The sequence below is a fragment of the Empedobacter sp. UBA3239 genome (assembly GCF_002362875.1).
Taxonomy (GTDB): Bacteria; Bacteroidota; Bacteroidia; order Flavobacteriales; family Weeksellaceae; genus Empedobacter; species Empedobacter falsenii_B.
Genome location: NZ_DEVJ01000009.1, coordinates 12,176 through 28,350 on the forward strand (window position 1 = coordinate 12,176; position 16,175 = coordinate 28,350).

The following is a 16,175-nucleotide window of genomic DNA, read 5'->3' on the forward strand; positions in this document are numbered from 1 at the left end:
GTCATCAACTAAAAAATACATATGAAGAAATTACTCTATCTAATTTTATTTACTTCTGTTGCTCAAATCTCATTTGCACAAGAATGTAAATTAAAAGGATCTGTTGCAAATGATGCTGGAATTCCTGTTACAGACGCTTCTGTTTCTATTTTTGATAGTAAAAATGAAGGAAAAGGTTTTGTTTTTACAAGTAACATGGGTGAATTTGAATTCAAATTGCCTTGTGGACAAAAATATGATATCGAAATTGAGCAAGCTGGTTACGAAACATATATAGAAAATGTTGATTTAAATGAAAATGTCAACAAAAAAATAAAACTTAAACAAGGAAAAGAAATTTCCTTAAAAGAAACAATTGTAAAAGCTCAACAAGCGATCAAAGTAAAAGGTGATACAATTGAGTTTGATGCAGATTCTTTCAAAGTTGGAAATGAGGAAACATTAGAAGATATCCTTAAAAAATTACCTGGAATTGAAGTTCAAAATGGTAAGGTAATGTACAAAGGTAAACCAATGTCGCAAGTAACAGTTGGTGGACGTGAAGTTTTGGGTGGTAACGAAAAATTATTGAACAAAAATTTACCTTCGGATGCGGTTTCTAAAATACAATTAAATACAAAATTCAAATCAAATCCTTTTGCTTCTTCATTACAAGAAGATGACGAACAATTCTCGTTAAACATCGAACTAAAAGATGATATGAAACGTCTTGCATTTGGTAATGTAACACTAGGTGGAGATGCGGATAAACATACAGATGCACAAGCAAAGATTTTCTATTTCTCAGAAAAAACGGACGGTACTTTAATCAATGATTTTAATACATTCGGGAAACAAGTTTTTGATCAAGATGATTATATGAGCTTCTTTGGTGGGTACTCTGAATTTAATTCTGAAGGAAGTATTTATTCATTAAGAGGAAATTCGAACAATCTAAACTTGATGACAAAAAATGATGCACCGAGTATGAATACCTATAATGGTGCTGTCCATTTTGGTGTTGAACCAAATAAGAAACTAAAAATCTCTGGGTTTGGTTTACTTAATACAAATAATATTCGTTATGATTCTAAATCTGAGCGTTATTACAACAACATCGAATCACCTTATACAACTGTCGATCAGGAACAAAATAAGAGCAATATTTTGATGGGAATGTCGCGTTTGCGTTTAGATTATAATCCGAATGATAAAGGACAAATTAAATATCGCTTAAACTTTAATTATTTAGATAGCGAAAACGAACAATTGGTTGATAGCTATTATAACGATCAAAAAAATAGCTTTAGAAATGTAAATTCTGAACAAAAGAATTACTCTTTATCACAAACTTTATCTTACATCCGTAAAGTTGGACGCGATGATAATGTTGGTTTATATTTCCGTCATCAATATCAAAAAGATACGCCAGATTACAATGTTTTATCAACAGCAAATCCGTTCTCGTCTTTTAATTTGTTCAAGAATTTATCTCAAGTAAATAATCAATATAATATCAATCAAGATCAAAACTTTGTTTTGAACACTGTTCAATTATACGGAATCTATAATCATTTGTTGACAAATACATCTAACCTTAAAATTAAAGTTGGAACAAATTTTAGTACGCAAGATTTTGAAAATAAAATCTATGATTTTCAGAAATTAATGAATAATAATTTATTAATCAGTAATACAGATCTAGATTACAACGAGTCTTTTGCTGATGTAACGTTGACAAAAAAATTAGGAAACTTTCAAGTAGATGCAGGAGCAGGAATTTCATTTTTTAATGAAAAATCTAAATACCAAGATGGTGAAAAATTAAATCGTTCGGAAACAAAATTTTTACCTCATTTGAATTTGCAATACAAGTTTAACAATGCAACAAGTGTTCGCGCTAGTTATACACAAAACTATAGCTATCCGTACACAAAAGATTTTAATGATTCTTACACAATTCAAAGTTATCAATCGATTTTCTATGGAAATAGAAACTTAAGACAAGCTTTGACACATACAGCAAGTCTTAATTTTAGTCATTTTAACTCATTCACATTTTTTAATATTTTTGCGAATTTGAGTTATACATTACAAGAAAAAAGTATACAAACACAATCTGTTTTAAACCGTGATTTTATCATCTCAGGAAACGATACAATTGTAAATAACTATCAATTCAATACCTTAATTAATTCTGGTAATAATCAAGAAACTTATTCAGGATATTTCATGATTGGGAAACGTTTTGCTAAATGGTACAATGCACGATTAACAGGTAATATTACTACTTCTAATTATTATACCATTACACGAAATATTGAATATGAAAATGGAGTTGTTAAAAATGATGATTTGAAGGATGTTAACAATAAAAGTTTTAATCAAACTTATAATTTAGAAAACTCGTTTACATTCAAAAAGAAATTTGAATTGAAAGCTGGGGTTAATTTAAACCTTAGTAAATATCAATCCTTATCTGAACAGAAATTTACGAACTGGCGTCCATATGGTGAAGCCGCTTGGTCCGCTACAAGTAAATTATTAGTTCAGACCGATTTCTCTTATCGTTTACAATACCGTGATGGAGTAGAAATAAACACAGCAAAAGAGTGGAATGCTTCTGCACGATATAACATTGCGAAGAAAACTTATTTAACTCTTACAGGAGGAAATCTATTAGGAAACAACGTAATTGTTTCGAATGGATTTAATGATAACTACATATCGACTACAACTAAAAATGTTTTGGGAAGATATTTTATCGTAAGTTTACGATATAAATTCTAAAATAAATGAATTAAATAGTAAAAGCCCTTCTATAGAAGGGCTTTTACTATTTAATCACTTGTGGATAATCAAACAAATTATTTGGATCATATTTCTTTTTTAATTGCTGCAATCGAGCCAAATTATTTCCGAAATAAGCATTATTTGCATCAGGAAAATTAATATCCGGGTAATTTCGGTATTGTTTTATATTCCCAATATTTCTTAATAATTGTTGTATTTCTTCAAATGATTTTGTCAACTTTTCTTCTTGCGAAGGCAAATCCCAATACGCTTGTAACTCGCTCAAATAATTAATATCGCGATGTGGATAAGCAGAATCTGAAGCTTTGACTTCATTGATTTTCCCACCCAAAGTATTTATCTGATAAATCATTCCTTTAGAAGATGTCACTTTTGCAAACAAATCAGTTAAGCCATTTTCTATATCATCAATACCTTTGTATAAACCAGCCGAAGCATTTTTGAAATAAATTGGTTCTTTAACGCCGTAATAATTTTTGAGTGCAGCTGCCAAATTTCTATTTTTCATAGGTTTATAATCACTAACAAACGGCAATAAACTCGAAAAAGTTTTCTCAAAATCAGTTTGATTCGCAGCAAAATTGGTAAATAAAATGGTTAAAAACTTTCCGTTCAATACAAATGCAGAAAAAGCTTCCTTGGGTAATTTTTCCGTTGCTTGGAACCAAAGTCGGATTAATTGGACAAATTTATCTGATGTTAGATTTGTAAACTTCATACGATATCCGCTGAAAGATTGTGGGGCTGGATAAGTTTTGAAATGTAACTCCGTTACAACGCCAAAATTTCCATTTCCGCCGCCTTTACACGCCCAAAGTAAATCGGGATCTTGATCAGAGTCGATTGTATTTCCTTTGTAATCGATCATTTTTACACGAAGCAAATTATCACATGTCAAACCATATTTTCGGCTAAAAAAACCATAGCCACCGCCCAAAGTCAAACCACCAACAGCCACAGTTCCACATGATCCAGCTGGAATAATTCTTTTCTTAGGTAAAAAATTAGCATAAATTTCCTGTAATAAACAAGCTGGTTGTAATTTCACTTTATTCTCTTGCAACCACGTAATTTTGTTCATCAGTCCAAGATGAATCAACAATCCGTTATCAACATTCGAAAAACCTTCAAAACTATGCCCTCCACTTCGAATTGCAATTTTTAGTTTCTTTTCGTTTGCTAATGCAATTGCTTTTTTTATTCCAGTTTCTGATTTACAAACTGCTATAATCTTAGGAAATTTCTGAATTCTTTTATTAAATGATTTTCGGTATTGATCATATTTTTCATCATCCTTAGTCAAAAGAATTAAATCGTTATCTAAAAAATCATCAAACGAATAAAAAGACATAAAAAAAAATCCTAAACTACCTGTACCAAGTAGTTTTAGGAATTCTCTTTTTGTATAATTTGGTTGTTTCATCGCTAAAATTGGTTTAGCTAAAGATACAACTATTTAATATTATTCTCTTTTAACCAATTTCTATAATTCTCAGCATTTTTTAAATGTTCCTGATAATCGTTGGTATAAATGTGATAACCTGGTTTTTTAGGATCTGCAACAAAGAAAATAAAATCGTGATTTGCTGGTGTTAAAACCGCATCAATTGCTCCTAAATTTGGTAAACAAATTGGTGCTGGTGGCAAACCTTTGTTACGATAAGTGTTGTACGCATTCGAAGACCACGTCCATTTTTTGTATACACGTTGCACTTTTTGATCCCAACCATTTTCCATTTTGTACGCATAAATAGATGTTGGATCGGCTTCTAAACGCATATCTTTCGCCAAACGATTCATATATGCACGTGCAACTTTTTGTTGTTCATCCATATTATCAGACGATTCCAACTGAACAATAGACGCCAACGTTGTCACTTGCAAAGGTGTCATATTAAGCGCTTTTGCTTTTGCCAAACGATCTGCATTCCACACTTTATCGTGTTGCGCCACCATTTTGTCCACAAATTTTTCTGGTGTTAATCCCCAATACACGAAATACGTTTCTGGAATGAAATATTGCTTTACCGTTTCTTCGTTTAACGTTGTATCGTTTTTTTCTTTCACAAAATCGCGAATAGCTGTCAAAACTTCGATAGAATCCATATCAATTTGTTTGGAAACTGATCCCGCCAAATGGTAAATTGTTGGTTCATTCTTGATACGAAGCTTCACTTCTTCTTGCTCTCCTCCTTGCAAACGATCAATAATATCGCGGTTAGAATCTGAGCTTGAGATTTTATATTTTCCAGATTTTATCGTTGCTGGATAATCTGCATCTTCTGCATACTGTTTGAACAATTTTTCATCCTTCAAAAATGGTTTTAAAGAATCTAAAACTTGCTCAAATTTAGCTCCACGAGAGATATAGATATAACCATCTTTGGTTGCATTTCCTTTGAAACCGTCTATAAATGTACATCCTACAAATACGAATGAACAAATTAATATTAATACTAAATTTAATTTTTTCATTGGATTGAATTAAATTTCAATTTCACCTTCAAAAACTTTTACCGCTGGTCCATTTAACCAAACATTGACAAAGTTATGATTATTTTCTTCAAAATTTACAGATAAATCTCCACCCATTGCTTTTACTTTGATATCTTTTTTATCCACCAAATTTTTGACATAAGCAGAAATCGCTGCGGCCGTAATCCCAGTTCCGCAAGCCAAGGTTTCGTCCTCTACTCCACGCTCATACGTACGAATTGTAAGACTATTATCTGGCATAACTTCAACAAAATTTACGTTAGAACCTTTCTCAAAATAAGGCGCACCGTTACGAATTGCTTTTCCTTTTTTGTAAACATTAATATCTTTCACATTCTCCACAAATTCTACGTGATGCGGCGAACCTGTGTTCATAAACAAATATTTGTCGTGATCTTCCACTTCATTTACATCAATCATTTGTAAACGAATAACTTCTTGATCTACGACACCATGATGCAAACCATCAATCGCATTAAATGTCATTTTGTCATTAGCTACATCCAAATCATTTGCAAATCGAATAATACAACGTCCTCCGTTTCCGCACATTGTACTTTCCTTTCCATCCGAATTGAAATACACCATTCTGAAGTCTGAATTTTCATCATTTTGTAACAAAATCAAACCATCAGCTCCAATCCCAAAATTACGATCACATAGCCTATTAATCAATTCTATAGAGATTGGAAACGTTTTTTCTCGATCATCAATCATGACAAAGTCATTCCCAGCTCCTTGATATTTATAAAATTTTAATTTCAACTTCCTAAATTTTAAACAAAGTAAATACATTTTTGTCACTCTTAACTAATGTTATAAAAGATTTATAATATAGTGTTAACATGCGTTAAACGGTTTGAAATGTTAAAATTTTGGTCTTAAATTTGATTTAATCTAAAAACATTAAAGACTTATATAATTAAAGATGAAAAAATATACAGGATACTTATTAGTTGGATTAGTGAGCTCTATGACAACTATGGGAGGTTTTTATTTGATGAACGAAAATGGAAGTAATCCATTTATTACAAATGCAAGTAATCAGAAAAATGGAGACTTTGAATTTGTAGATTATAAAGGAAATTATGGTTATGATGCGCCAAACTTTGTGCAAGCATCTAATAAAGCTGTACACACCGTTGTAAGTATTAAAAATTATTCAAACCAAAGACAGCAACAACAACAGCAATTCTTTGATCCTTTTGATTTCTTTTTCGGACAACCAGAACAACAGCAACGTCGACAACAACAGCCTGATCGAGATCAGCCATCAGGAATGGGTTCTGGTGTAATTATTTCACAAGATGGTTACATTGTTACAAATAATCACGTGATACAAGGTGCTTCTAAAATTGAAGTGACTTTGAATAATCAAAAAAGTTATATTGCCGAATTAGTTGGTACTGATCCAAGTACAGATATTGCCTTATTGAAAATTAGTGAAAAAGGTTTACCATTCACAAAATTTGTCGATTCAGATGCGATTAATGTTGGAGATTGGGTGTTAGCAGTTGGTAATCCATTTGGATTGACATCTACTGTTACAGCAGGTATTGTTTCGGCAAAAGGTCGTAGCATTAATATTTTAGGTAAAAATTCTGAATCACCAATCGAGTCGTTTATTCAAACCGATGCAGCGATTAATCCAGGAAACTCTGGTGGTGCTTTGGTGAATGCAAATGGAGATTTAATTGGTATCAATACAGCTATTTCTTCGCCAACAGGAGCTTATTCTGGTTACGGATTTGCTGTTCCTGCAAACTTGGTAAAAAAAGTTGTTGAGGATATTAAATCGTACGGAATTGTACAACGTGGATATTTAGGTATCAAAGGTTTTGATTTATCGAATGAAGATGCTGTAAAACAATATAACAAACAGTTCAAAAAGAACATTAAAACCGATAATGGAGTAATGGTAACTGAATTGGTTGCGAAAGGATCAGCAATTGATTCTGGAATCGAAGAAGGAGACATCATTACAGCTGTAGATGGAAAACCAATTACATCTTTCTCTTCGTTATCATTCATCGTAGGTAGCAAACGTCCTGGTGACAATGTTGCACTTACTGTAAGACGTGGAAACTCTGAGAAAACATACAACATCACATTGAAAGATGCTAAAGGAAGCACTAAAGTGAGAAGCAAATCTGACTTAACGCCAACTGAAGTTCTTGGTGCAGAATTTGAGCCATTAACAGAACGTCAAAAAGATAGTTTCGGAATTAATTATGGTGTCATGGTAAAACATTTAGATAATGCAGGAAAATTAGCAGCAGCAGGTGTTCAAGAAGAATTTATTATCTTATCTATCAATGATAAAAATGTAAGTTCACAAGACGATATCGAAAAAATCTTAAAAAATTATAAAGGTCGCGTGTCAATTAAATTTGCAGATTATTACGGACGAATCTATACAAAAGGATTCACGATGGATTAAAATTTTGAGTAGATTTTAAATTTTAATAAATCATTATAAATAGCTACAACAAGATAAGTTGTAGCTATTTATCTTTACATTAAATTTGTTTAACGAAAAACTATCCCATATTTATTAAAAAAATTATTCTTTCACTCTTTCTTTTGTTTAGTTCTTTTTCTTATTAACAAGAAGTTCTATGGGGACCAACCTTAAGCTACTCTAATCAATCTGGAAACTTTGGTAAAGCAGGTTTATTTTTTCTTTTCGGCTTAGGTGATAATATGGTTGATTTTAAATTAGACTCAAATGCTAATATGGGATATATGCGAGATAATTTTCACGTAATTCCTGAAGTTGGCATTACAGGATATGTTGCCGCGAGCCAGTTGATGTATATTTTTTCCATTTGTAGAAAGTGAATTTACACCTTATACAATTACTCCAAAAGCTGGTATTTCATTAGCTTCTTTTGTAGATTTTGGTTTTGGATATGGTTTTAAGATTAATAAAAAAGATAGTTTTAAACCTATCAAAGGTTTTCAATTTTCAATTGGAGTAAATATACCTCTCAATTTGAAATAAAAAATCATTAATGATGATGAAAATTTATTTTTTGGGAGAAAGCTAAATAATTCATTAATTTTATCACATGAAAAAGTTCATCGCAATCTTTGTTTTTATCATTAGTTTTCAAGCGAAAGCACAACAAAATTTATCCGATTATTTTACAATTAATCTTGGTTATGAATATTGGAACGGAAATTACGGAAAAGTTGGAACAGATTTGTTCTTAGTACAAGATAATAACAATATTTTGACGTTTAGCGCCAATGCTAATTTGGGTTATATGAAAGACAAATTTCGTGTAATTCCAGAAGTTGGAGCTGGATATATGTTCAATTTTCGCAACAATACTGGTGATCCATATAGCTCTAACTTTAACTCTGCTTTTTATGTTATCCGTACTGAAGTTTCTCCGTGGACAATTACTCCAAAAGCTGGTATCGCAGTTTTGAGCATTGTAGAGTTAAATGCTGGTTATTCTTTCGAGTTTAGAGAAAATAAGGATTTTAAAGATATGAGCGGTTTCCGAGCTGGATTAACTATTCACTTACCGACTCAGCTTTTTTAGCATTTCTAATACTTTTACGCAATTCTTTCAAACGAATATATAAATCTGAAGTCGACGCATTTTCTTCAATTGCATTAAAAATAAAGACACCTTTATCAATATAAAAGAAGATGATAGCTTCGTGATCTGCTACTTTAAAAGCATTTGTAATCCCATTTATTTTGTTCTCAACCCAAGATAATTTGCATGTTTTCAAATCAAAAATATGATCTTCATTACCCAAAATATCTTTGAAGATTAATTGTTCTCCTTGCGCATACAACACACCACTTCCTTGAAAAGATTTCATTTTAAGAAATCTACCTTGCGGACGCCCAATATTATAACGTACAACAGCCTTTAGATCTACCTGATCTGGTAAACTTTTCAGCGTATGTTGTTCATTTTTCTCTCTGACTTTCGCATCAGATACGGCAATAACAAAGAATATCGAAACAAAAATTCCGAAAATCAAAAATATTATTAGGATTGATATGATTGGTGCCATAATATATTAAATGTTAAGTAAAGTTATAAAAAAGCTTGAATTAATATCTAAATAAACCTTTTTTTTTACCTTAGCTTCGCAAACTGATAAAAATTACGAATGAATAAATTAATTTGGTTGTTATTTCCCGCCACAATCTTTGCTCAAAAAGGAGAAACACAAATAAAAGTTAATGCGTTAACAATGCCACTTGCAATGGTAAATCTTGGTGTTGAACATGCAATCACAGATAGAATAACTTTACAAGCTGACGGTTTTCTCTCTCCTTGGAAATCATTTGCAGGTAATCATTTATAAATGTATATGTTTTTTGGTGAAGGTAGATATTACTTTGATAAATCTTTTAGTAAATTTTATATAGGTCCAAACATTGGAGTTGGTTTCTTTGATATTCAAAAATGGAATTATTGGAACACTGATAAATATCAACGTGGAGTAGCAATCTTAACAGGAGCTACAATAGGTTATCAAGTAAAAATTAACGAACATTGGGGATTAGATGTTTTTGTTGGTGGAGGACACTCTCAAGGAAATTACAAAGGATATTATAAAGAAGATTCTCCTAATTTGGGACGATATGATTCTGCGCAATCATTTAATAAAAGTGGGGAGTGGCTGCTTTACAAAGGCGGTGTAATGCTTACTTATAAATTTAAACGAAAAAAATCCAACTAAAATTAGTTGGATTTTTTATATCTAGTATTATTTTACTCTTACACAGGCGTATTCATATCGAAAGCCTCTAGATATTCGGCAACACGTTTTACAAACATACCTCCTAAAGCTCCATCCACAACACGGTGATCGTAAGCATGAGATAAGTACATTTTATGACGAATTGCAATCATATCTCCTTGCGGAGTTTCGATAACAGCAGGTTTTTTCACAATTGCACCAACAGCCAAAATAGCTACTTGAGGTTGAGGAATAATTGGCGTTCCTAATGTATTTCCGAAAGAACCAATATTTGTAATTGTATACGTTCCTCCCTGTATTTCTGCTGGTTTCAATTTATTATTACGCGCACGATTTGCTAAATCATTAACCTGAGAAGCTAACCCCGCTAAATTAAATTGATCTGCATTTTTGATAACAGGAACAATTAAATTTCCACTTGGTAAAGCAGCCGCCATTCCAATATTGATATTTTTCTTCTTAATAATTTTATCTCCATCAACCGAAGCATTAATCATTGGGAAATCTTGAATTGCTTTTGCTACAGCTTCGATAAAAATTGGCATGAAGGTAATTTTCTCACCATGTTTTTTCTGAAATTCATTTTTATTTTTATCTCTCCACAACACAATATTCGTCATATCAACTTCTACGAAAGACGTTACGTGAGGAGCAATTTGTTTTGCTTGTAGCATATTTTGCGCAATAATTTTACGCATTCTATCCATTTCGATAATTTCGTCTCCTTCACCAACAGAAATTGGCGCAGATTGCACTTGCGGTGCTTGAGGTTGAGCAACTGGTGCAGCAACAGAAGTCGTAACAACTGTTTTCGCTGGTTGATTTCCTCTATTTTTAACGAAATCCAAAATATCATCTTTCGTTACACGTCCGTCTTTTCCTGAACCTAAAATTTGATCTAACTCAGCCTGAGAAACACCTTCTTCTTTCGCAATAGATTTTACTAAAGGAGAATAAAATTTATCATCTGACGAAGTAATAAGCGTTTCAGTTTTGATTGTTGCAACTTCAGCTTCGATAGATTTTGCTGCATCAGCAATTTCCTGATCGCTATTTGTATCTACTTCTTCTACCGAATCAGCTTGTTCTACAACTCTATCAACAGACAAAATTGCGATAGGCTCACCTACTTTTGCAATTTTGTCTACTGGAACTAAGATTTCTTTTAAAACTCCTGCAACTGGCGAAGGAACATCAGAATCTACTTTATCTGTTGCGATTTCTACAACCGATTCATCTTCACTAATCGAATCGCCAATATTTTTGATCCAATTTGTTACAGTAGCTTCCATTACACCTTCTCCCATAGAAGGTAGAATTAATTTATAGTCAGACATTCTTGTGTTATTTGCTAAATACAAATCTAAACATTTTTTCGATTCAAAAAAATACTGTTAAAAAGATTAATGTATTTTATTTTTAAATTATTCGCATTAATATCATAAATAATTATCAATTTAATAATTGATCTAACATTTATAAGATTATTTTTAATGATTTGATAGTTTTGATTGCATAAAAAAATCCCCCAATCTAAGATTGAGGGACTTTTTGAAATATTAAGAATGATTCTTAAGCTTCGTAAGTTGCAGTACCGTTGTTTACTTGAGGTTCTTTGATTTCACCAAAGCTTTTCTCAAAGTTAGTTACGTTTTCTGCTAACGATTGAGATAATTGTTTTGCTTGTAATGGAGACAAAATAATTCTTGATTTTACTGATGGTCTAGCACCTGGTAAAAATTGAACGAAATCTACAACGAACTCAGATGGTGAGTGGTTGATGATTGCTCCTGTAGCATAAACACCTTGAGCTACTAATTCGTTTAACTCAATGTTTAATCCTTCGTTTTGTTGATTTTCTGACATTATAATTCTTGTTTTGCGTTTATTAATTCCTCGTATTCACGGTTAGATCCTACGATGATGTTTTGATACTCTTTTAATCCAGTTCCGGCAGGAATTAAGTGTCCAACAATAACGTTTTCTTTTAATCCTACTAAACCGTCTACTTTACCAGCTACAGCTGCTTCGTTAAGAACTTTTGTAGTTTCCTGGAACGATGCCGCAGACATGAAAGATTTAGTTTGTAAAGATGCTCTTGTAATACCTTGTAAAACGGCTTCTGCTGTTGCAGGTAAAGCCTCACGAGCTGTCACTAAGTTTTTGTCTTCACGTTTTAATTTAGAGTTTTCGTCACGTAATTCGCGAACTGTGATGATTTGTCCTGGACTTAATGTGTCAGAATCACCAGCATCTTCTACGACTTTCATTCCAAATAAACGATCGTTTTCTTGCATGAAATCGTCTTTGTGCTCTAAACTATCTTCTAAGAATCTTGAATCTCCTGAGTCTACAATACGAACTTTACGTAACATTTGACGTACGATAATTTCGAAGTGTTTGTCATCAATTTTTACCCCTTGTAAACGGTATACATCTTGAATCTCGTTTACTAAGTATTCTTGAACCGCTGTTGGCCCTAAGATTCTTAAAATATCTTCTGGTGTAATTGCTCCATCTGATAAAGGCTCACCTGCACGTACGAAGTCATTTTCTTGAACTAAGATCTGTGCTGATAATTTAACTAAGTAACGACGGATTTCACCATTTTTAGATTCAACGATGATTTCACGGTTACCACGTTTTATTTTACCAAAAGAAACAACTCCATCCATTTCACAAACAACTGCTGGATTAGATGGATTACGAGCCTCTAACAACTCTGTAATACGAGGTAAACCTCCTGTAATATCGCCAGATTTAGCTGACTTACGAGGAATCTTAACTAAGATTTTACCTGCATTAATTTTTTCACCATCATTTACCATTAAGTGTGCACCTACTGGTAAGTTATATGTTTTTTCTTCACCATCAATCGTGATAACTCTTAACGCTGGAACTAATTTTTTATTACGTGATTCAGAAATAACTTTTTCTTGGAATCCTGTTTGCTCATCGATTTCAATTTGGAAAGTTACCCCTTGCTCTAATTGTTCGTATTCGATTTTACCAGTAGATTCTGCGATGATTACCCCGTTATAAGGGTCCCAACTTGCAATCTCTTGACCTTTTTGAACTTTAGCTCCGTTTTTAACAGATAAGATAGTACCATAAGCGATGTTAGTTTGTTGACGAACGTTTCCTAAATCGTCAATTACTTTCATCTCTGTAGAACGAGAAACAACTGTATCTACTTTGTTACCTGCATCATCTGTCGATTCAACAGTACGTAAGTCATCAAACTCAATTGTACCATCAACTTTAGCATTAATTGTATTTTGCTCAGAAACGTTACCCGCAGTACCCCCAACGTGGAAAGTACGTAATGTTAACTGTGTACCAGGCTCACCAATAGATTGCGCAGCAACTACACCAACTGATTCACCTTTCTGAACACCTTTACCTGTAGCTAAGTTGCGTCCGTAACATTTAGCACAAATTCCAGTTTTTGCTTCACATGTTAATGGAGAACGAACTTCTACATTTTCAATACCAGCTGCTTCTAAGGCATCACCAATATCTTCTGTAATAATGTTACCAGCAGAAATGATTAATTCACCATTATCTGGGTTGTAAATATCATTTAATGAAGTACGACCTAATACACGAGAAGATAAACTTTCGATGATTTCTTCTTTTTTCTTAAGTGCAGATACTTCTAAACCTCTTAATGTACCACAATCTTCGTGCATTACGATAACGTCTTGCGCAACGTCAACTAAACGACGAGTCAAGTATCCAGCATCGGCAGTTTTTAAGGCAGTATCGGCAAGACCTTTACGCGCACCGTGCGAAGAAATAAAGTACTCTAAGATAGACAGACCTTCACGGAAGTTAGAGATAATTGGGTTTTCGATGATATCCCCACCAGTAGAACCAGCTTTTTGAGGTTTAGCCATCAATCCACGCATACCTGATAACTGACGAATTTGCTCTTTAGATCCACGTGCTCCAGAATCAAGCATCATGAATACAGAGTTAAATCCTTGTTGATCTTCTGTCATACGTTTCATTACAATTTCTGTTAATGTCGCGTTTGTTGTTGTCCAAACATCAATAACTTGGTTGTAACGTTCGTTATTTGTAATAAGACCCATGTTATAGTTCATCTTAATGTTCTCAACTTGGTTGATCGCACCTGAGATAAGGTCTTTCTTTTGTTCTGGGATTAAGATATCTCCTAATGAGAATGATAAACCACCCTCGAAGGCATTACGGTATCCTAATTGTTTCATATCATCTAAGAAAGCAGCCGTTGTAGGGAAATCTGTAATCTTGATAATTTTATTAATAATTGTACGTAACGATTTTTTCGTTAATACTTCATTAATATAACCTACTTGTTTCGGAACGATTTGGTTGAATAACACACGTCCTACAGAAGTTTCGATTAATTGATTTTCTATCAACTCCTCTCCTACACGAATTGTTCCTTTTACACGAATTGGCGCGTTTAAGTCAACAGCTCCTTCGTTGTATGCAATTTGAACTTCTTCATCTGAATAGAAAGTTAATCCTTCTCCTTTTACTGTAAATTGGTGGTCTGTACGACGAATTTTCGTCATGTAGTAAAGACCTAAAACCATATCCTGAGAAGGTACAGTAATTGGAGAACCATTTGCAGGATTCAAAATATTTTGAGAAGCCAACATTAATAATTGTGCTTCTAAAACAGCTTCTGGTCCTAATGGTAAGTGAACAGCCATCTGGTCACCATCGAAATCGGCATTGAAGGCAGTACACACTAATGGGTGTAAACGAATTGCTTTACCTTCGATTAATTTCGGTTGGAATGCTTGGATACCTAAACGGTGTAACGTAGGGGCACGGTTTAATAAAACTGGATGACCTTTGATTACATTTTCTAAAATATCCCAAACAACTGGCTCTTTTCTATCGATAATTTTCTTAGCCGATTTAACTGTTTTTACAATTCCACGCTCGATTAATTTACGAACTACGAATGGTTTGTATAATTCAGCTGCCATATCTTTTGGTAAACCACATTCGTGTAATTTAAGTGTTGGTCCAACAACAATTACAGAACGAGCAGAATAATCTACACGTTTACCTAATAAGTTTTGACGGAAACGACCTTGTTTACCTTTTAATGAATCAGATAATGATTTTAACGGACGGTTACCATCAGCTTTTACAGCAGATGCTTTACGCGTGTTATCAAATAATGAATCAACCGCTTCTTGTAACATACGTTTTTCATTACGTAAGATTACTTCTGGCGCTTTGATTTCCATTAATCGTTTCAAACGATTGTTACGGATAATTACACGACGATATAAATCATTTAAATCTGATGTTGCAAAACGACCACCATCTAATGGAACTAACGGACGTAATTCTGGTGGAATAACCGGAATAACGCGCATTACCATCCATTCTGGACGGTTTACGTGGTGCATATTTGACTCACGTAACGACTCAACAACTTGTAAACGTTTTAACGCTTCTGTACGACGTTGTTTAGAAGTTTCGTTGTGTGCTTTGTGTCTTAATTCGTAAGATAACTCATCTAAATTGATACGAGATAATAGGTCTTCTAATGCTTCAGCACCCATTTTCGCAACGAATTTATTAGGATCTGTATCTTCTAGATATTGATTCTCGATTGGAAGAGTTTCTAAGATATCTAAATACTCTTCTTCTGATAAGAAATCTAATCTATTTAATTCTTCACCTTCTGGTCCTTTTGCGATACCTGGTTGAATCACTACATATCTTTCATAGTAAATTACCATGTCTAATTTCTTAGATGGTAATCCTAAGATGTAACCAATTTTGTTTGGTAATGAACGGAAATACCAAATATGTGCAATTGGCACAACAAGATTGATGTGTCCAATACGCTCACGACGAACTTTCTTTTCAGTAACTTCAACCCCACAACGGTCACAAACGATACCTTTATAACGGATTCTTTTATATTTTCCGCAGGCACATTCGTAATCTTTTACAGGTCCAAAGATACGCTCACAGAATAACCCGTCACGCTCTGGTTTGTGCGTTCTATAGTTAATCGTTTCAGGTTTTAAAACTTCACCTTTAGATTCTTGAAGAATCGATTCTGGAGAAGCTAACCCGATACGGATTTTTGAGAATTGACTTGTTTTATTTTTTGTTGACATATAGAA

The 16,175-nt window shown here is 33.1% G+C and carries 10 protein-coding genes and 1 pseudogene; 4 read left to right on the forward strand and 7 right to left on the reverse strand.

All coding sequences use genetic code 11. The annotated features are described in order from the left end of the window. Positions 1 to 21: 21 nt before the first annotated feature. Positions 22 to 2,769 carry a TonB-dependent receptor gene (locus tag B4G36_RS00980; protein WP_291061330.1) on the forward strand — a complete coding sequence of 916 codons (2,748 nt, stop codon included), beginning with the start codon at positions 22 to 24 and terminating at the stop codon, positions 2,767 to 2,769. Between the two features lie 46 nt (positions 2,770 to 2,815). Here B4G36_RS00980 and B4G36_RS00985 read toward each other — a convergent pair whose 3' ends face one another. Genes B4G36_RS00985 through dapF form a run of 3 tightly spaced genes read right to left on the reverse strand, consistent with a single transcriptional unit; the run spans position 2,816 to position 6,054 of the window. Then, complete coding sequence (locus B4G36_RS00985) at positions 2,816 to 4,216, reverse strand: FAD-binding oxidoreductase (protein ID WP_291061332.1); 1,401 nt, start codon at positions 4,214 to 4,216, stop codon at positions 2,816 to 2,818. A gap of 29 nt (positions 4,217 to 4,245) precedes the next feature. Continuing rightward, positions 4,246 to 5,268, reverse strand: a complete 1,023-nt coding sequence (gene mltG / locus B4G36_RS00990; RefSeq protein WP_291061334.1) for an endolytic transglycosylase MltG — start codon at positions 5,266 to 5,268, stop codon at positions 4,246 to 4,248. Between the two features lie 9 nt (positions 5,269 to 5,277). Continuing rightward, positions 5,278 to 6,054 carry a diaminopimelate epimerase gene (gene dapF, locus B4G36_RS00995; RefSeq protein ID WP_291061336.1) on the reverse strand — a complete coding sequence of 259 codons (777 nt, stop codon included), beginning with the start codon at positions 6,052 to 6,054 and terminating at the stop codon, positions 5,278 to 5,280. A 163-nt stretch (positions 6,055 to 6,217) separates the two neighbouring features. Between dapF and B4G36_RS01000 the strand changes: the two genes are divergently transcribed. Further along, positions 6,218 to 7,729: a Do family serine endopeptidase gene (locus tag B4G36_RS01000; RefSeq protein ID WP_291061338.1), complete on the forward strand. Its 1,512-nt coding sequence runs from the start codon at positions 6,218 to 6,220 to the stop codon at positions 7,727 to 7,729. 631 nt (positions 7,730 to 8,360) lie between these two features. Then, complete coding sequence (locus tag B4G36_RS01005) at positions 8,361 to 8,843, forward strand: hypothetical protein (RefSeq protein WP_286495068.1); 483 nt, start codon at positions 8,361 to 8,363, stop codon at positions 8,841 to 8,843. Here the strand turns inward: B4G36_RS01005 and B4G36_RS01010 are convergent. After that, complete coding sequence (locus B4G36_RS01010; RefSeq protein WP_291061340.1) at positions 8,815 to 9,330, reverse strand: hypothetical protein; 516 nt, start codon at positions 9,328 to 9,330, stop codon at positions 8,815 to 8,817. The genes B4G36_RS01005 and B4G36_RS01010 overlap by 29 nt on opposite strands. A gap of 99 nt (positions 9,331 to 9,429) precedes the next feature. Between B4G36_RS01010 and B4G36_RS01015 the strand changes: the two are divergent. Then, positions 9,430 to 10,005: pseudogene (locus B4G36_RS01015) on the forward strand (DUF3575 domain-containing protein). A 38-nt stretch (positions 10,006 to 10,043) separates the two neighbouring features. On the opposite strand, the gene B4G36_RS01020 reads toward B4G36_RS01015, so the two are convergent. The 3 genes from B4G36_RS01020 to rpoC all read right to left on the reverse strand — a co-directional run bounded on the left by B4G36_RS01020 (position 10,044) and on the right by rpoC (position 16,169). Further along, positions 10,044 to 11,363, reverse strand: coding sequence for a dihydrolipoamide acetyltransferase family protein (locus B4G36_RS01020; protein ID WP_291059149.1), 1,320 nt, complete (start codon positions 11,361 to 11,363; stop codon positions 10,044 to 10,046). Positions 11,364 to 11,598: 235 nt separating this feature from the next. After that, complete coding sequence (locus B4G36_RS01025; RefSeq protein WP_038331074.1) at positions 11,599 to 11,892, reverse strand: DUF3467 domain-containing protein; 294 nt, start codon at positions 11,890 to 11,892, stop codon at positions 11,599 to 11,601. Further along, positions 11,892 to 16,169, reverse strand: coding sequence for a DNA-directed RNA polymerase subunit beta' (rpoC, locus tag B4G36_RS01030; protein ID WP_291047741.1), 4,278 nt, complete (start codon positions 16,167 to 16,169; stop codon positions 11,892 to 11,894). Before rpoC ends, B4G36_RS01025 begins: the two co-directional genes overlap by 1 nt. Between the last annotated feature and the right edge of the window lie 6 nt (positions 16,170 to 16,175).